General features: G+C 32.1%; 15 protein-coding genes and 1 other annotated feature. Of the genes, 6 read left to right on the forward strand and 9 right to left on the reverse strand.

Annotation, left to right across the window (positions count from 1 at the left end):
• Nucleotides 1-121: 121 nt before the first annotated feature.
• A complete protein-coding gene (locus J9309_RS04260) occupies nucleotides 122-2,884 on the reverse strand; it encodes a bifunctional aconitate hydratase 2/2-methylisocitrate dehydratase (RefSeq protein ID WP_230477286.1) in 2,763 nt (920 codons plus the stop codon).
• A 501-nt stretch (nucleotides 2,885-3,385) separates the two neighbouring features.
• Here J9309_RS04260 and argH point away from each other — a divergent pair.
• Both argH and J9309_RS04270 read left to right on the forward strand, forming a co-directional pair.
• Nucleotides 3,386-4,687, forward strand: a complete 1,302-nt coding sequence (gene argH, locus J9309_RS04265) for an argininosuccinate lyase (RefSeq protein ID WP_230477288.1) — start codon at nucleotides 3,386-3,388, stop codon at nucleotides 4,685-4,687.
• A 224-nt stretch (nucleotides 4,688-4,911) separates the two neighbouring features.
• Complete coding sequence (locus J9309_RS04270; RefSeq protein ID WP_230477295.1) at nucleotides 4,912-5,136, forward strand: hypothetical protein; 225 nt, start codon at nucleotides 4,912-4,914, stop codon at nucleotides 5,134-5,136.
• Between the two features lie 80 nt (nucleotides 5,137-5,216).
• Here the strand turns inward: J9309_RS04270 and J9309_RS04275 are convergent, their stop codons facing one another.
• Nucleotides 5,217-7,061, reverse strand: coding sequence for a GNAT family N-acyltransferase (locus J9309_RS04275; protein WP_230477297.1), 1,845 nt, complete (start codon nucleotides 7,059-7,061; stop codon nucleotides 5,217-5,219).
• Entirely contained in the window at nucleotides 7,061-8,302 is a 1,242-nt protein-coding gene (locus tag J9309_RS04280) for an aspartate kinase (RefSeq protein WP_230477298.1), read from the reverse strand. The genes J9309_RS04275 and J9309_RS04280 overlap by 1 nt, the downstream gene beginning before the upstream one ends.
• 183 nt (nucleotides 8,303-8,485) lie before the next feature.
• On the opposite strand from J9309_RS04280, the gene fbp reads away from it, so the two are divergent.
• Nucleotides 8,486-9,499: a class 1 fructose-bisphosphatase gene (fbp, locus tag J9309_RS04285; RefSeq protein ID WP_230477300.1), complete on the forward strand. Its 1,014-nt coding sequence runs from the start codon at nucleotides 8,486-8,488 to the stop codon at nucleotides 9,497-9,499.
• Nucleotides 9,500-9,516: 17 nt separating this feature from the next.
• Nucleotides 9,517-9,642 (reverse strand) — a sequence feature (ribosomal protein L10 leader region).
• Here the strand turns inward: fbp and J9309_RS04290 are convergent.
• The 3 genes from J9309_RS04290 to J9309_RS04300 all read right to left on the reverse strand — a co-directional run bounded on the left by J9309_RS04290 (nucleotide 9,576) and on the right by J9309_RS04300 (nucleotide 13,734).
• A complete protein-coding gene (locus tag J9309_RS04290) occupies nucleotides 9,576-11,132 on the reverse strand; it encodes an SGNH/GDSL hydrolase family protein (RefSeq protein ID WP_230477307.1) in 1,557 nt (518 codons plus the stop codon). Its footprint overlaps the feature before it by 67 nt.
• Before the next feature lie 11 nt (nucleotides 11,133-11,143).
• Entirely contained in the window at nucleotides 11,144-12,376 is a 1,233-nt protein-coding gene (locus J9309_RS04295; RefSeq protein ID WP_230477314.1) for an OmpP1/FadL family transporter, read from the reverse strand.
• A gap of 149 nt (nucleotides 12,377-12,525) precedes the next feature.
• Nucleotides 12,526-13,734 (reverse strand): BaiN/RdsA family NAD(P)/FAD-dependent oxidoreductase, encoded by a 1,209-nt coding sequence (locus J9309_RS04300; protein ID WP_230477315.1) that lies wholly within the window; start codon nucleotides 13,732-13,734, stop codon nucleotides 12,526-12,528.
• A gap of 97 nt (nucleotides 13,735-13,831) precedes the next feature.
• On the opposite strand from J9309_RS04300, the gene J9309_RS04305 reads away from it, so the two are divergent.
• Nucleotides 13,832-14,263 carry a DUF6646 family protein gene (locus tag J9309_RS04305; RefSeq protein WP_230477316.1) on the forward strand — a complete coding sequence of 144 codons (432 nt, stop codon included), beginning with the start codon at nucleotides 13,832-13,834 and terminating at the stop codon, nucleotides 14,261-14,263.
• A gap of 47 nt (nucleotides 14,264-14,310) precedes the next feature.
• Here J9309_RS04305 and J9309_RS04310 read toward each other — a convergent pair whose 3' ends face one another.
• Nucleotides 14,311-15,141, reverse strand: coding sequence for a universal stress protein (locus J9309_RS04310; RefSeq protein WP_230477317.1), 831 nt, complete (start codon nucleotides 15,139-15,141; stop codon nucleotides 14,311-14,313).
• A gap of 162 nt (nucleotides 15,142-15,303) precedes the next feature.
• Between J9309_RS04310 and J9309_RS04315 the strand changes: the two genes are divergently transcribed.
• Together J9309_RS04315 and thiL are read left to right on the forward strand one after the other, a co-directional pair.
• Complete coding sequence (locus J9309_RS04315) at nucleotides 15,304-15,807, forward strand: acyl-CoA thioesterase (RefSeq protein WP_230477318.1); 504 nt, start codon at nucleotides 15,304-15,306, stop codon at nucleotides 15,805-15,807.
• Nucleotides 15,808-15,813: 6 nt separating this feature from the next.
• Nucleotides 15,814-16,875, forward strand: coding sequence for a thiamine-phosphate kinase (gene thiL / locus J9309_RS04320; protein WP_230477319.1), 1,062 nt, complete (start codon nucleotides 15,814-15,816; stop codon nucleotides 16,873-16,875).
• A gap of 162 nt (nucleotides 16,876-17,037) precedes the next feature.
• On the opposite strand, the gene rpmA is transcribed toward thiL, so the two are convergent.
• The gene (gene rpmA / locus J9309_RS04325; RefSeq protein WP_194182401.1) at nucleotides 17,038-17,295 is read right to left on the reverse strand and encodes a 50S ribosomal protein L27; all 258 of its coding nucleotides are present in this window, start codon (nucleotides 17,293-17,295) and stop codon (nucleotides 17,038-17,040) included.
• 48 nt (nucleotides 17,296-17,343) lie between these two features.
• Nucleotides 17,344-17,649 carry a 50S ribosomal protein L21 gene (gene rplU, locus J9309_RS04330; RefSeq protein WP_230477320.1) on the reverse strand — a complete coding sequence of 102 codons (306 nt, stop codon included), beginning with the start codon at nucleotides 17,647-17,649 and terminating at the stop codon, nucleotides 17,344-17,346.
• Between the last annotated feature and the right edge of the window lie 67 nt (nucleotides 17,650-17,716).

Consider the following 17,716-nt stretch of genomic DNA (forward strand, 5'->3'; position numbering starts at 1 on the left):
CCTTAAAATTTGTTAAAACCATATTGTAAAGAAATTAAATGTAATTTATTCAATAAAAAAAAGGCTAACCGATTGGTTAGCCTTTTTAGATATATTTTTAATTGTATTTATATACAACTAATTATTTTGTAGAAATTGGAGTAAACTTAGTTAAGTTAATTCCTGCTACAGCTGCTTTATACTCTTCAATAGAAGGAATACGTCCTAAAATTGCAGATAAAACAACTACTGGAGTTGATGCTAATAAAGATTCACCTTTTTTACCATCTCTATCCTCTACAACACGCCCTTGGAATAAACGAGTTGAAGTAGCCATTACTGTATCACCTTTTTCAGCTTTTTCTTGGTTACCCATACATAAGTTACAACCAGGACGCTCTAAGTACATGATGTTTTCGTATTGTGTACGCGCTTCTGATTTAGGTAATAAGTCGCTAAATTCGAAACCTGAATATTTTTGTAACATTTCCCAATCACCTTCAGCTTTTAATTCGTCGATGATGTTGTAAGTTGGAGCAGCAACTACTAACGGTGCGTTGAATTTAACTTCACCTTGTTGAGCTTCAACATTACGTAACATTTGAGAAACAATTTTTAAATCGTCTTTGTGAACCATACAAGATCCTACGAATCCTAAATCTACAGTTTTATCACCACCGTAGTAAGATAAGTCACGGATAACATCGTGAGTATAACGCTTAGAAACATCTGCATTGTTTACATCTGGATCCGCAATCATTGGTTCGTCGATGATATCTAAATCGATAACAACTTCTGCGTAGTATTTTGCGTTAGCATCTGGTTGTAAAGCTGGTTTAACACCAGATTTAATTTCTTCGATACGTTTATTCGCTTTATCGATTAATCCTTGTAATACATTGTTTTTGTTCTCCATTCCTTTATCAATCATGATTTGGATACGAGATTTTGCAATTTCTAACGATTGGATTAATGTTTCATCTTGAGAAATACAGATAGAAGCTTTCGCTTTCATTTCAGCAGTCCAGTCAGTGAATGTAAACGCTTGATCCGCTAATAAAGTTCCGATATGAACTTCGATGATACGACCTTGGAATACGTTTTCTCCGTCAAATTGCTTTAACATTTGTTGTTGAGTTGCGTGTACAACATCACGGAAATCCATGTGTTCTTTCATCGCACCTTTAAATGTAACTTTAACAGATTCTGGAATTGGCATAGAAGCTTCTCCAGTAGCTAAAGCTAAAGCAACAGTACCTGAATCGGCACCAAAAGCAACACCTTTAGACATACGTGTGTGAGAGTCACCACCGATAATGATTGCCCACTCGTCAATCGTGATATCATTTAATACTTTGTGGATAACGTCTGTCATTGAGTGATAAACTCCTTTAGGGTCACGAGCTGTGATTACCCCGAAGTCGTTCATAAACTTCATTAATTTAGGGATGTTCGCTTGCGCTTTTTTGTCCCAAACAGATGCAGTGTGACATCCTGATTGGTATGCACCATCAACAACTGGAGAGATAACTGTAGCAGCCATCGCCTCTAATTCTTGAGCAGTCATTAAACCTGTAGTATCTTGAGAACCTACAATGTTTACTTTAACACGTACATCAGATCCTGCGTGTAAAACTTTACCTTCTGCAACACCAACAGCGTTGTTATTGAAGATTTTTTCAACCGCAGTTAAACCTTGTCCTTCAATAGAAATTTCTTTTGCAGGTGCAAAAACAATTGGAGCTTCAATTCCTAAAGTTTGAGCAGCAAAAGTTTGAATTTTTTTACCAAAAACGATAGCGTAAGAACCACCTGCTTTGATAAACTCTAATTTTTGAGGAGTGAAAGATTTAGAAATATCTTTTAATTCAACGTCATCGTTGTATAATTTTTTAGTTTTTGTATTGATTGTCAATACAGTTCCAGTAGCAACAGAATATGCTTCTTCTAAAACAATATCACCAGCTTCGTTACGAACTACATTTCCTTCAGCGTCAGTTTTCTTCACCCAGTTTTGTAAGTCGATTCCGATACCACCAGTAACGTCAACAGTTGTTAAGAAAATTGGAGAAATTCCGTTTGTTCCAGCTACAATTGGAGCGATATTTACGAAAGGAACGTATGGAGAAGCTTGTTTACCTGTCCATAAAGCCACGTTATTAACACCTGACATACGAGAAGAACCAACACCCATCGTACCTTTTTCAGCAATTAACATAACTGATGCATCTGGATGAGCCTCTTTTAAAGCTACAATTTCTTTTTGTTGCTCTGGAGACATCATACATTGCCCGTGTAATTCACGGTCAGAACGAGAGTGTGCTTGATTTCCTGGAGATAATAAATCTGTAGAGATATCACCTTCTGCAGCGATATAAGTCACAACTTTAATTTCTTCTGGAACTTCAGGTAATTTTGTAAAGAATTCAGCTTTAGCGTAGCTTTCTAAAATATCTTTAGCAATAGCATTTCCTTCGTTGTAAGCATTTGCTAAACGAGCTGTATCAGCATCGTATAAGAATACTTGAGTTTTTAAAACTTTAGCAGCTTCAGTAGCGATTGCTTCATCGTTTCCTAAAGCTAAGTCTAATAAAACTTCGATAGATGGACCACCTTTCATATGAGATAATAACTCAAATGCAAAAGTTGGAGTGATTTCTGCTACAGTAGCTTCACCTAAAATAATTTCTTTTAAGAATTTAGCTTTAACTCCAGCAGCAGGAGTAGTTCCTGGTAATGTGTTATAGATAAAGAAATTAACAGAATCCGTACGGTATTCATTGTTAGTATCTTTAATTTGCTCAATAATTTCGCTTAATAATTCAGCTCCATCAATTGGCTTTGGGTGTAACCCTAATCCTTTTCTTTCTTCAATTTCGTTAATGTATTCCTTATAAAGGCTCATAATTGCTATCTTTTGAAAATTAAAGGCTGTAACATCTAAAGTAACCAACCACTTTTTCCATCCCAACCAATAAAAATTAATATATATTTATTTATTATGCTACAAAAATACTCTTCTATTAAAAATATTTCATAGAAGTTTAATCGATTTTAATTATATTCTAACAATTTAGAACAATTACAAAAAAAGATTAAATTTCAGATTGCTAATATTTTAAATTAAAATAATCTATCTAAGAAAAATAAATCCATTTTAAATATCTACTTGATAATTTTTAGGCCTATTTTTTGTTAAGTTAGACAAATCAAACAAAGACCTAACAAGCTAATTTTCTTCAAAACGCTTTGTCTTAATCAAATAAAAATTTTGCAATTATACGATTTTTTTAGAATATACATGAATATTGTATAATTATAAGTTTAATTTTATATATATTCAATATTTATGTAAGTTTATACATATTATTTTTATAATTTAGCGCCCTTAATTATTATTAAGCATATGAAACTTTGGGACAAAGGTTTTACCATTAATGATAAAATCGAAAAATTTACTGTCGGAAAAGACAGAATTCTAGACAGTTATTTAGCACATCATGATGCAATTGCTTCTAAAGCACAAGCAAACATGTTGGCTAAAGTTGGTTTAATTACAAACCAAGAAAATGATGCATTACAAATTGCATTAAATGAAATTTTAGAATTGATTGAGCAGAATAAATTTGAGATTGATGATAACTTTGAGGATATTCATTCTAAAATAGAAGCTTACTTAATCGAGAAAACTGGTGATGCCGGTAAAAAAATTCACGTTGCTCGTTCTCGTAATGATCAGGTTCTAGTAGCTATCCAATTATTCGAAAAAGAATACTTAAAGGAAATCAATAAAAAGATTTTAAACTTAATTGATATCCTATTACAAAAAGCAGATCAGTATAAAAATTCACTTTTACCAGGTTATACACATTTTCAAGCTGCAATGCCAAGTAGTTTCGGCATGTGGTTTTCTGCTTACGCTGAAAGTTTATTAACCGATTTATATTTTTTCGAAGCTGCCTACAAAATTGCAGATCAAAATCCTTTAGGATCTGGTGCAGGTTTCGGTACATCTTTCCCTATCGACAGGTTGCAAACGACGCAAGAAATGGGATTCTCTGAAATTTTAGTTTCTTCTGTTGGTGCACAAATGCTACGCGGTAAAACAGAAAAATCAGTTGCAACAGCATTGGCTATGATTTGTGGAACATTATCTAAAATGTCTTACGATTTAGTTTTATATAACTCACAAGATTTAGCTTTTGTAAAATTACCAAACGAAATGACAACTGGATCTTCTATTATGCCACATAAAAAGAATCCTGATGTTTTCGAATTAACGCGTGCTCATTGTAATAGAATTCAGGCTTTACCAAATGATATTATGTTAACGATTAATAATCTTCCAAGTGGATACCACAGAGATTATCAAATCTTAAAAGAGATATTATTTGAACCAATGCTTCAATTTGAAAATATTTTGGACATTTTAACTTTTGCTATTCCAGAATTAGAAATTAAAGACGGATATATGGAACAAGATAAATATGATCCAATTTATACTGTTGAAAATATTAATGACGCAATTAAGAATGGTACTCCGTTTCGTGATGCATACCGCGAAGTTGGTTTATCCGTAGAAAATGGAACTTACAATCCACATAAAGAATTTAAAACTTCTCACGTAGGAAGTATTCATAATTTAAGATTAGATTTAATTCAAAATAAAATAGAAAACTATAAATTAGATTCTTCTATTTGTAAATAAAGTCTAAATAATAAATATTATAACAGCTCAAAAGCATTTCTGAGCTGTTTTTTTATTTTAAAATTTCGGAATAAAACAATCGTAACACATTGAATTTAAGTCTTTTGTAAAATAATATTGAATTTACAAAACTATTACAACATCATTACTAAAAAAAAATCACATTTCAATCTAATTTTGGTTTGTCAAGTTAACAGAACGTTTAATCGATTAAATTTAAAAAAATGAAAAAATTTTTCGCATTAGTTGCAGTTGCAACTTTATCATTAGGAGCAGTATCTTGTGGAGAGAAAGCTGAAACAGTAGAAACTGAAGCAGTAGTTGATTCAGCAGCAGCAGTAGTTGATTCAGCAGCAGTAGTTGTTGATTCAGCAGCAGCAGTAGTTGATTCAGCAGCAGCAGTAGTTGATTCAGCAGCAGTAGCAGTTGAAGAAGCTCCAGCTCAATAATTTTAGCGAAGCTTAAAATACAAAAGGCGTCTAACTAGGTTAGGCGCCTTTTTTTATATTTATCAATTTAAAATCTTTATTTATTGATTCTCATCAAATTTACCAGATTGTATTTTACGATCTAATTCAGCTTGGATATCTTCTAAAACAGGTTTAACAGTAGAATCAGGAATATCAGAAACTCGAATATACATCAAACCGTCGATTGCATCATTAAAATTTGGATCTACATTAAATGCAATCACTTTCGCATTCTGTTTTACATATTTCTTGATTAACACTGGTAATCTAAGCATGTTTGGTTCTAATTCATCAATTAATTTATCAAACTTGTTTAAATCTGCTTCCGTTTCGTCAAAAATAAACTGCTTATCTTCTTCAGATAATTTTACTTTATATTCTTTCTTCGGACGAACATATTGTGCAACCGTAGAATCATAATAATGAGATTTCATAAACTCAATCATTAAAGATTTTGAGAAATCTGAAAATTGATCACTAATACTTACTCCACCAATTATAAATTGTTGCTCTGAATTTCTAAGTGTTACATGTATAATTCCTCTCCATAACAAGAATAGCGGCATTGGCTTTTGTTGATATTCTGAAGAAACAAAAGCACGTCCCATCTCTATACATTTACTAAAAAGTGGATGAATTTCTGGATCGAAGTTAAATAACTCATTAATATAAAACCCTTTAACTCCATATTTTTGATAAACTTCAGCTCCCAAAGCCATGCGGTAAGCACCTACAATTTTATTAGCTTCTTTATCCCAAAGAAATAAATGATGATAATGATTATCGTATTTATCTAAATCAATCTCAAGGTTTGTTCCTTCACCAATTTCTCTGAAAGTTATTTCTCTTAATCTCCCAATTTCACGCATTACGTTTGGAATTTTGTCTGCTGTAGAAAAATAACATTCGTAATTATTACTTGTGAAAAGTAGAGAAGATACGTCTTTCTTTAACTTATTTAAATCATCTATCAAAAATTGAGTATCTGTCTCAGGTACAACATCTTTAACTTTTGATTTTGAGGAAATTTTAGGCAAATGTAATTGTGAAGGATTTTTTAAAACTTCTGTAAACGATTTCTTTTTGTTATAATAAGAAGAAAGCATATAAGTTTTCTTTCTTAAAAATGCTTTGAATTCATTAACATCAGAAAATTCGTTTTGTTGTTTTAACAAAATAGGTTTACCAACACGAATCTGAATTGGACGAGTTCTTTTTTTCACCATTTCACCAGGCAACATTGCGGTTTGCAAATCTGGATGCATTTTAGCTATTTGGTAAAATATTTCGCTATTCTTAGCTCTAAAGAACATCGGAATTACAGGAACTTTAGCTTTCTTGATTAATTTTATAGCTGAATCTTGCCATTCTCTATCTATAATATGCCCGTTCTCATTTCGGTACGATACTTCTCCTGCCGGAAAAATACCAATACATCCATTATCTTGTAAAGTTCTTAAAACCTCGCGCATCCCATTAAGACTTGAATAAACTTCGCGACGAGATTCGAATGGATTTACAGGAATAACCATTTGTTGTAATGGAACAATCTTGTGCAATAAAAAGTTACCCATGATTCTAAAATCCGGACGAATTTTACTCATCATATGCATCAAAATAATTCCATCTAATGCACCCAATGGATGATTTGAAATTAAAATAAATGGTCCAGACTTTGGAATTCTTTTCAAATCTTCAACATGGATTTCATAATCCACATTAAGATCGTCAATTAAATAAGATAAAAACTCAGCCGTTTCTAAATGCTTTCCGCGGTTGTATATATTATTAAGCTTATCTAATCTTGTAGCTTTTTTTAAAAACCATGCAACAGGTTTACCCACGATACCGAATCGAGATAAACTTGTAGCATTATAAATATCATTTGTAGTAACTAAACTCATTAATTTTTAACAACGATTTGTAACGTCTCACGAACTGTTTGACGTAATAATTCTTTATCCTTATTGATAACAGAATCTGAATTTTCGTCAAAGTGACGAATTGTGTATAATAACACATTTTCATCCACCTGAACTTTAAACTCTTCTTCTACATCTTGAATAAATTGCTCTAAATTATTGTACTTATCCTCTAAACATAAAGACAATGAAATTGCAGAGTTCTGCATTAAATTAACCTTAATTTGGTATTGGTACAATTTGGTAAATAATCCACTTAATTTATCTTCTGTGATAAACGAGAAATCCTTAGATGATAAACGTATTAAATGTTGTTCATTCTTTAAGATAAAACATGGAACTTGAGGATTTAAAGGTTGCCCTTTTCTTACAGCTGTTCCTGGTTCTAATGGATTAATGAAAGATTTAACAAAAAATGGAATTTCTTTTTGTTGTAATGGTTGTAATGTTTTTGGGTGAATTACAGATGCTCCGTAATAAGCTAATTCGATTGCTTCCTCATAAGAAATATGATTTAACAATTCTGTATCTTCAAAATAACGTGGATCTGCATTTAAAACACCTGGTACATCTTTCCAAATTGTCATACTTTCTGCATTTGTACAATAAGCAAAAATTGCTGCAGAATAATCTGACCCTTCACGACCTAAAGTTGTTGTAAAATAGTTTGGATCTGAACCTAAGAAACCTTGCGTAATATAAAACCCAACTGTTGGTAATTTTGCAATGTTATTCTCTGTTGATTTCCAATCCACTTTACCTTCACGATAAGTACTATCTGTTTTAATATAATCTCTTACATCTAACCATTCATTAGTTAATCCGATAGAATTTAAATACATCGATAATATTTTTGTTGAGATTAACTCACCACAACAAACAACTTGATCGTAAACATAACTTCTATTCGGAGATTTATTTCTTCTTAAAAATGAAGTTAAATCATTAAAAAATTGACTAATTTCTGTCGAAACATCAGTAGCATCTTCAAAAACTTCTTTCGCAATTTCTATATGTTGTTTTTCAATTTCATTGATAGTTAGAGTATAATCATCTTCATTAAAATAACGTTTGACAACTTCCTCTAATGCATTGGTTGTTTTTCCCATAGCAGAAACAATCATACAAGTATTCTGATACCCTACCGTCTGTAACAAATTTGCTACATTTCTTATTCCATCAGCATCTTTAACAGATGCACCTCCGAATTTGAAAACCTTCATTTTATATCACTTCTAATAATTAGCCTGCAAATATAAGCAATCGAGAACTTTAAACCACCAAATTGATAAAATCTACTTGTATTTTTTAACTTATTGTTAAATGAATATTTTTCAACAATTTCAATCGTTTGAAATTGATTATTAAGTTTAAAATTTACGATATTTGTGGAGCAAAACAAAACTATGGCACAAAATTCACATCAAACTCTTGGCGAGTTCATTATTGACAATCAAGAAGATTTTATCTACTCTACCGGTGAACTTTCTAGATTATTAAGTTCTATCAAATTAGCAACTAAAATTGTTAATTATAAAGTTAACAAAGCAGGATTAGTAAACATATTGGGTGAATATGGTAATGAAAACGTTCAAGGTGAAAAACAACAAAAGTTAGATGTTTTCGCAAACGAAACGTTTATTGAAACTCTATCACAACGTGAAGTAGTTTGTGGAATTGCTTCTGAAGAAAATGAAGATTACATCGAAATTAAAAACAATAGAAATTTAGTAAATAGTAAATACGTTGTATTAATTGATCCTTTAGACGGATCTTCAAACATTGATGTTAATGTTTCTGTTGGTACAATATTCTCTATTTATAGACGTGTATCTGAACCAGGAACACCTGTAACTTTAGAAGATTTTTTACAACCAGGTAATAAACAAGTTGCCGCGGGATATGTTGTTTACGGTACTTCGACTATGTTGGTTTACACAACTGGAAATGGAGTAAACGGATTTACATTAAACCCAGGAATTGGAACATTTTATTTATCTCATCCTAACTTACGTATTCCTGAAGATGGAAAAATTTACTCTGTTAATGAAGGGAACTACGTTAAATTCCCACAAGGAGTTAAAAATTTCATTAAATATTGTCAAGCAGAGGAAGGAAATCGACCATACACTTCTAGATATATCGGATCTTTATGTTCAGATTTTCACCGAAATATGTTAAAAGGTGGAATTTATATTTATCCATCTGGAACTAATAATCCACAAGGTAAATTACGTTTATTATATGAATGTAATCCGATGGCTTTTTTAGCTGAACAAGCTGGTGGTAAAGCTTCTGACGGACATCAAAGAATTTTAGATATTAATCCAACAGAATTACACCAACGTGTTCCATTCTTTTGTGGTTCTAAAAATTTAGTTGAAAAAGCAGAAGAGTTTTTAGCAAACAGCCCTGAATAATTTGATTAAACAAACTCTATCATAACAAAAAAGCTTCTCTGAAACAGAGAAGCTTTTTTTATATCAAATCTTATGATTAAGGAATTTTAATACCTGGGTAATTTCCAGGAAATACATGTCTTAGGTTAGATCCATATTTTGTATTAATAGCATCAGCAAACATGTTAGCAACAATTGCATATCCAGTTCCTGTTAAGTGAATACCATCTAACGAAAATGCACCACCAGATACAAATGTAGTTGTATATGTGTTTCCGTAGTATTTAATACCTTGAACTGTTGATAATTTAGCCATCTGAGAATAAACATCAACGATTGCTAAATCATACGTTCTTGATAATTCGAAAATTGCAGCATTGTATTTTGTAACTGCAGCTTCAGCTTTAGAAACTTCATTTTCAGATAAAACCCATTTATCTTCTAACGGATAAGTAACTCCAGCTACAGATAATTGTCCCGCTTGCTCTTGAGATAATCCCATTTGCATTAAAGCTTGAACTCTTTCAGTATCAACTTTTCCGATGTAATTAGATGATGGTAATACTAATTTATCTTTAGCTGTCGCTTGACGTGCTTGACCATATGTAATACCAAATAATGTAGCTTGAGCTGCTCCAATTACCGGCGTTAAAGCAGCAGTAATTTGAGGTTGTAAGTTTGGTAAATCTTTATCTTTAATTACAACTGCACTTGCTGCTGATTGAGAGAAAGTAATTTTACGCTCCGGTACTCCTAACGCATCAAACACTTGGTTTAATCCTGCATAAGTAGCGTTCAATGTTGGAATCATTGGACCAAAAGAAGGATTTGCCGGTGAAAGTGGTGCGTGAGGCACTGTTGTGAAATATGGAACTGATGTTACCGATGGAATGTTAGCAATTACTCCTTTAGCTCCATTTGCTGTTAATGCTTGTAAAGCTGAGTTAATTGCACCTTTTACAACATTAGCGTCTGAAATATCAGATGATCCGTAAGTTGCTGGATTCGTATTTCCTGTTTGATCAACTCCTGTTCCTCCAGCGATCGCATATCCTAACACATCATTATTTCCAATCCATAAAGAAAAGAAAGTTGGATTTTGAGCTACAGCATCAGCAATAACAGATGTTGTTGCAGTTGAAGCAAAACGAGCAAAATAAGGATTAGCTAAACCTTGTGCTAAACCTGCTGGATTACCATATCCTGGAGCAACTAAATGATAAGATTTTGCACCTGGAACTCCCATGTTTTGGTAAGGTCCCGCACCTGAAATGTTATCTAAAGCTGTTAATCCTTGTGTAGCAAGTGGTGTTAAAGACCCGTCGATTACTTGTAATTCTAATTTCCCTGCAAAACCTGGTAAATTTGTAAATCCACCAATTTCATCTTGCATGAATGGAGTTTTAAATTCTCCACCCCCTGCTGGTTTCATTAAACCTGCTAAAATATTTGGGTAAGAATTTGTTTGTCCTGAAATAAATAATGCATTATCTGTGTAACCAGATGTTAAGGAGTTACCTAATGCAACGTATTTAGAAAAATCAGCTGTTCCTGATGTTACTACAAAATCCTCAACAGGATTTTCAAAATCATCATCACAACTAAATAAAGTTACAGCTAATGCAGCTAATAATATTTTGTTTAATTTTTTCATAATCCTGTAGTTTATTTGATATTATATGCTAAACCTAATCCAAAGTTGAAAGCTGTTAATTTAACATCTCCGCGGAAATCTTGGTCAACATTATAAATATAGCGTTCTTTTCCTTTTACATAACCTCCGTAAAGATCTAACATGAATCCATTTTTGAAATTAAATCCTAAACCGGCAGTAAATGCATTATTGTCAGTACTTGGAGTTTCTGATGACCAAAATTGGCTAGGAACTGGAGATTTATCGTGATAATATCCAATACGACCTTGAATCATTTCGTTGAAAGTATATTCAGCTCCAATACGATAAATTGTATTGTCCTTCCAATTTTTAACTGATACAGATTCTTGTTCGTATCCAGTTTCTGGATTTTGTAATACAATTGTTAAATCTTTATATTTTGTCCAGTTTTGCCAAGAAACCTCACCAAATAATTCGAATTTTGGAGATAATTTATACGAAGTACCTACAACAAATTCTGATGGTAATGGTAAAGATGTTTTCCACTCAGTTGTTTGGAAAGTAGGGTTTGTTGATAAACCTGTTGGCACATTAGACCATCTTACAGCACCGTAATTAGCATTTGCTTCTGAATTTGAACGATAAGCTAATGCAACATTCCATTTTTCAGTTGGTCTGAACATAGTTCCTATGTTAAAACCTAATCCATGTGCATCTTTATCTTCTAACTCTAATCCTATATCGTTTCCAGCCACAGTTTGTATTTTATTTAAAGTAGCAGAACCGTGAGTATATATAAATCCTGCACCGATACTAAACCAATCTGTAAATTTGTATGCAATAGTTGGTTGAATATTGAACGCTTGTAATTCAATTTCTGTAATATTCGAACGATTTTCCCAATCGTTTGGCCAAGTTAATGAACTTCCAAAAGGAGTTGTAACACTTAACCCGATTGCTAAATCATCCGTTGGTTTATAACTTACAGCTAAATAAATAGGAGTTGATAAACCATTATCTGTAGTTGCATGATTTAAAGTTTGAGGATCTTGCCATTTTGCTTCAGATTTTACCCCAAAAACACCAGCAGCGATACTTAATTTTGCATCTACAAATGCTAAACCAGCTGGATTATAAAATGCCACACTTGCGTCTCTAGCAATGGTAGTTGAATTACCTCCTAGTGCAGCTTGTCGTACACCTTGTAATGCTACACGGTATCCTCCAGCAAAAGCTGAAGACGATAACGTAGCTAAGGCTAATGTTAAGAAAATTTTCTTCATATTATTCTTTTGATAGTTTTTTTGTTAAATGTATATTAACAAAAATATAATAATTTATTCATAATGTTATGTTTACATAATAAAATTTATTATGTATCTTTAAACGAATAAGTTAAGTATAACTACTTATAAAGTACTTAAAACACTAATTAATGAATATTTTTTAATTTATTTGATATAATAAACGCTTCGGACCAACAAGCTTGAAAGTTAAAACCTCCTGTAATGGCGTCTATATTTAAAACTTCTCCCGCAAAAAATAAGTTCGGAACAAGTTTAGATTCCATTGTCTGAAAATTTACCTCCTTCAAATCAACACCACCTGCAGTTACAAACTCATCTTTAAAAGTACTTTTACCATTAATCGAGTATTCTGCAGCAGTTAATTCTTTAGCTATTTGTTCAATTTGTTTTTTTGAAAGATCTGCGAAAACTAAATTTTCATTAATCTTACAATATTGAAGTATACTTACCCAAAATCTTTTTGGAAAGTCAAATGGATTATATTTATAAATAGATTTTTTTGCGTCTTGAGATTTTTTCGCATTTAATAAATCAATTACAAATTCTTTTGATTGTTGAATAAAATTTATTTCAACATCGAACTTGTAACCTCTTTCATTTAAAGCTAAAGCACCCCAAGCAGATAAACGCAAAATTCCAGGTCCACTAAATCCCCAATGGGTGATAAGCAATGGCCCTTCTGATTCTAATTTTTCTGATTTTATTTTAACATCAACTTGGTCGAAAGAAATCCCCATCAAGCCTTCTATACGCTTATCCTTACAATTAAATGTAAATAAAGATGGAACTGGAGAGATTATTTTATGTCCTAAATTTTTGATGATTTTCCAGAATTTAGGTGTACTACCTGTTGTGACAACAATATTTTCAAAGTGATGGATTCCAGAAGATGTTTCAAGTTCAAATCCATTCTCAACTTTTGTAATTGATTTTACACCATCGGAAAAATTGACTTTAACTTTATTCTTTTCAGTTTCTTTTAGAAGACATTCAATAATTGACATTGAACTATTAGATACAGGAAAAATACGATTATCGTCCTCTATTTTCAACTCGACATTACGCTCATCAAACCAAGCCATTGTATCGCCTGGTTGAAATTGATAAAACACACTTAATAACTCTTTTTTCCCTCTAGGATAAAATTCTACTAAATCCAAAGGATCAAAACAAGCATGCGTTACATTACATCTTCCACCTCCAGAAATACGAACTTTTTGTAAAGGCATTTGCGCTTGTTCAAAAATTACAGTCTCCTTTCCAAGCTCTTTTCCTAAGTTAGCAGCAAGAAAATATCCTGCTGCACCACCTCCTATTATCGCTATTTTTCCCACGCAACAAAGTTAATCGAAAATTTTTAAATCAAATTTTAACACAATTTTAAGCTTGGGCACAATAATTGTGGCAGAAATTAAACGTTATACTATAACTATGAAGAAATTATTATTTACAGCCGTACTTGCTTTACTTTCATTAAACTTTGCAAATGCACAAGCTTATACAGGAAGTGGAGATCAAAAAGTATCAGTAGGGCTTGTTCCGTGGGGATATGGAACAGGTTTATCAGCAATTTATGACTATGGAATTTCAGATATCATCTCCGTTGGTGGTGGTGGAGAATTCTACTTTGGTGGAAAAGAAAATCATGATGACTTTTACATCTTTGGTCGTGCTAATTTCCATCTAGGTGAAACTTTAAATATGCCTTCTAATATGGATTTATATCCAGGTATTGATATTGGATTTAATGACGGTATTGGTTTAGGAGCTCATTTAGGTTTTAGATATTTATTCAGCGATAATATTGGTGCATATATTGAAGCTGGCTCTAGAGGATCTTTAGGTGTTTTCATCAATTTATAAAATTGTCAAAATAAAAAAGCGAGGAATTAAATTCCTCGCTTTTTTATTTACTTCTCATGAAAAACAAATAATGGAACTTTATTCTTAGAAGCTATTTTTTTTGTGAATCCTGGTGAGAATAGTTTGTCAAAAAAACCTTTGTTTCTACTCACAACCGTTAGAACATCAATATCATGTTGCTCAATAAATTTTAAAACTTGTTCAGCTGGTTCTGGATTTTGTTCAACGACAAACTCAATAGGTTCATCTTTAAATTCCTCTTTCCATGCTGCTAAAGCTTTTTCATTGTATTTGCCGTCTTTAGAAACATGCAAACATTTTATATGCGCGCTATGTCGCATTGCAACTTCACACAAATAATATAATGCGTCCTTGTCTTTCTCTCCGAAAACAGTTGTAAAACCTAAATTTTTAATTCCTTTGAACTTCAAGTGATTTGGAATACTTAAAATAGGAACCTTTAAAGATGTAATGGCATTAATCGTATTAGAACCGAAAATTAATTTTTCCAATCCTGTATTACCCGTAGTTCCCATCACAACAAAATCAATATTTTCTTCCATGATGGTCTCACGCATAATGTATAAAAAGTTACCTTCTTCTAAGATAAACTTCATATTAATATGACCTAAACCATTATCCTCAGCAATTTTTCGTAATTGTGGAATATTATCTTTAAAATTCTCGAACTGACCTAATTTTACTGAATCATATACATTCTGAATTAACCCTGCGCTTAATCCACCATTTATCACAGGCAATTCATAGACATGTAAGATATATACAATAGCATCTTGACTTTCGGCCAAACTCAAAGCGTATAAAAATGCATTGTTTGCAGTTTCCGAAAAATCTGTTGGAAATAATATCTTTCTCATAAATTAGTCATTTTGTTCTTTATTAAATTTACGTAAATATTGTATAACTACATCAAAGTTTAAAATTTATTTTCCTTTAATACATTATTTTTAATCACAAAAAACTATCCGAATTGATTCGTTCGAAAACCTTAACTTTGCATAATTAAATCACAACAAATAATGACAAAACTTTATACAGCGAAAACCATTGTTCGTTGGTCTGATTTAGATGCTAATAGACATTTAGCCAATGCATCTTATATGAATTTTACTAGTTATGCACGAATCGCATTTTTACGTGATTTTGGCATTACTATGGAGTCATTAGCACATCACGAGATAGGACCTGCAGTTTTACATGAAGATTTTTCTTTCTTTAGAGAAGCCCATGAAGGCGAAGAAATCTATATCACTATAGAAATTGGTGGAATGTCGGATGATGGGATGATTTTTAATTTCAAACAAAATTTATATCGAAAAGACGGAACACATCTTTGTTCATCCGATTTAACTGGTGTTTGGTTTTCTATGACTGATAGAAAAATGAAAATCCCACCTACTGAAATTACAGAAAAAATTAAAAAATCTTTTGAAGGGCAAGCCGTTAAAGTTTTAACGAAAATGGACTTGATGCGTTTACCAAAACGTGCACAAAATATTGACCCTTCATTATTTAATATATAATAAAGAATGTTAGAAGATAAAAAAATTTCAAAAACAAGTTTAGCCGAAATTGGCGAGTTTGGTTTAATTGAACAAATTAAAGAAGGATTCCCAATTCGTTTAGAAACTTCTATAAAAGGTATCGGCGACGATGCTGCTGTATTAGATTACGGAAGCGAAAAAACAGTTGTTTCTACAGATATGTTGGTTGAAGGAGTTAATTTCAACTGGTCTTACATGCCTTTGCGCCATTTAGGTTACAAAGCTGTGGTTACTGCAATTAGCGATATTTTAGCGATGAATGCTATTCCGAAACAAATTTTAGTTTCTTTAGCTTTATCAAATCGATTTACGTTAGAGGCTGTAGATGAAATTTACAACGGAATGAAATACGCTTGTGACAAATACGAAATCGACATCGTTGGTGGTGATACAAATTCTTCTGTTAACGGATTAGTTATTAACATGACTGCGTTAGGTTCTGTAAAAGAACAAAAAATAACTTACCGTAAAGGCGATGTAAAAGAAAATGATTTATTAGTATTATCTGGTGATTTAGGTGCTGCCTTTTTAGGTTTACAAGTTTTAGAACGTGAAGCGCAAGTAACGAAAGTAAATCCTAACAATCAACCAGATTTAGAGCAATATACGTATTTAATTGAACGCCAATTAAAACCAGAAGCACGTTTAGATATTGTTAAACTCTTAGCTGAAATGGATATTGTTCCTACAACTATGATCGATATTTCTGACGGATTATCATCTGAAGTAATACATTTATCTAAAGAAAATAATATTGGATTTAACGTTTACGAAGAAAAAATCCCTTTAGATCCTGCAGCTATTCGTACTGCTGAAGAGTTTCAAATCAACCCTATAACTTGTGCATTAAGCGGTGGAGAAGATTTCGAATTATTATTTACGATTAAGCAAGAAGATTTCGATAAGATTAAAGGTAATCCATATTTAACTGTAATTGGTCACGCAACTGCAACAGGAGCAGAAAACTACTTGATCACAAAAGGTAGCGAACAAATGATTCCTTTAATTGCACAAGGTTGGGGAACTGAAGAAGAAAAAGAAGATTAGCTAAAATCTAAATAAAGTAAGAAACAATCCCTATATAAAGTATTCAATAAATATTGAATACTTTTATATTATTCTAAAATAAAATCCATAAAAAAAGCTCATCTACATGTAGATGAGCTTTTAATATCGTTAGTGCTTACACCAATTGATATTAGCTAATAATTAAGCTAATGGTTCAACTGAAACGTAAGATCTGTTGTTACGTTTTTTAGTGAAAACAACTTTACCGTCTACTAAAGCGAATAATGTGTGATCTTTACCGATACCTACATTATTACCTGGATGGTGTTGAGTACCTCTTTGACGAACAATAATGTTACCAGCGATAGCTGCTTGTCCACCAAAAATTTTAACTCCTAAACGTTTCGATTCTGATTCACGACCATTCTTCGAACTTCCGACCCCTTTCTTATGTGCCATTTCGTTTTGCTTTTAAAGTTAATAATTAAATTAAAAAGTTACCCAATCTTAACCGATTGAAACAACTTCAATTTTAGTGAATTGTTGACGGTGCCCGTTTGATTTTTGGTATCCTTTTCTTCTTTTCTTTTTGAAAACGATTACTTTGTCACCTTTAACGTGCTCAACGATTTTAGCTACTACTGTAACTCCATCTATAACTGGGGCGCCGATTGTGATTGCTCCGTTGTCAGTTAATAAAACACGGTCGAATTTTACTTCGTCACCTGCTTCACCAGCTAAACGGTTAACAAACAATTGTTGGTCTTTTTCAATTTTGTATTGAAGCCCTGCTATTTCTACAATTGCGTACATAAATTAAAATTTATTTGATATAAAATTGAGTGCAAATATATAACCTTTTTTTCAATTATCAACCTGA

It is taken from the genome of Faecalibacter bovis, from assembly GCF_017948305.1.
GTDB lineage: Bacteria > Bacteroidota > Bacteroidia > Flavobacteriales > Weeksellaceae > Empedobacter > Empedobacter bovis.

Bases quoted from the DNA above. Each gene is read 5' to 3' on its own strand.
- J9309_RS04290 (WP_230477307.1), bottom strand. From the start codon at position 11,132: ATGAAAAAATTAAACAAAATATTATTAGCTGCATTAGCTGTAACTTTA.
- J9309_RS04295 (WP_230477314.1), bottom strand. From the start codon at position 12,376: ATGAAGAAAATTTTCTTAACATTAGCCTTAGCTACGTTATCGTCTTCA.
- argH (WP_230477288.1), top strand. From the start codon at position 3,386: ATGAAACTTTGGGACAAAGGTTTTACCATTAATGATAAAATCGAAAAA.
- thiL (WP_230477319.1), top strand. From the start codon at position 15,814: ATGTTAGAAGATAAAAAAATTTCAAAAACAAGTTTAGCCGAAATTGGC.
- J9309_RS04270 (WP_230477295.1), top strand. From the start codon at position 4,912: ATGAAAAAATTTTTCGCATTAGTTGCAGTTGCAACTTTATCATTAGGA.
- J9309_RS04260 (WP_230477286.1), bottom strand. From the start codon at position 2,884: ATGAGCCTTTATAAGGAATACATTAACGAAATTGAAGAAAGAAAAGGA.
- J9309_RS04310 (WP_230477317.1), bottom strand. From the start codon at position 15,141: ATGAGAAAGATATTATTTCCAACAGATTTTTCGGAAACTGCAAACAAT.
- rpmA (WP_194182401.1), bottom strand. From the start codon at position 17,295: ATGGCACATAAGAAAGGGGTCGGAAGTTCGAAGAATGGTCGTGAATCA.
- J9309_RS04315 (WP_230477318.1), top strand. From the start codon at position 15,304: ATGACAAAACTTTATACAGCGAAAACCATTGTTCGTTGGTCTGATTTA.
- J9309_RS04280 (WP_230477298.1), bottom strand. From the start codon at position 8,302: ATGAAGGTTTTCAAATTCGGAGGTGCATCTGTTAAAGATGCTGATGGA.
- rplU (WP_230477320.1), bottom strand. From the start codon at position 17,649: ATGTACGCAATTGTAGAAATAGCAGGGCTTCAATACAAAATTGAAAAA.
- fbp (WP_230477300.1), top strand. From the start codon at position 8,486: ATGGCACAAAATTCACATCAAACTCTTGGCGAGTTCATTATTGACAAT.
- J9309_RS04305 (WP_230477316.1), top strand. From the start codon at position 13,832: ATGAAGAAATTATTATTTACAGCCGTACTTGCTTTACTTTCATTAAAC.
- J9309_RS04275 (WP_230477297.1), bottom strand. From the start codon at position 7,061: ATGAGTTTAGTTACTACAAATGATATTTATAATGCTACAAGTTTATCT.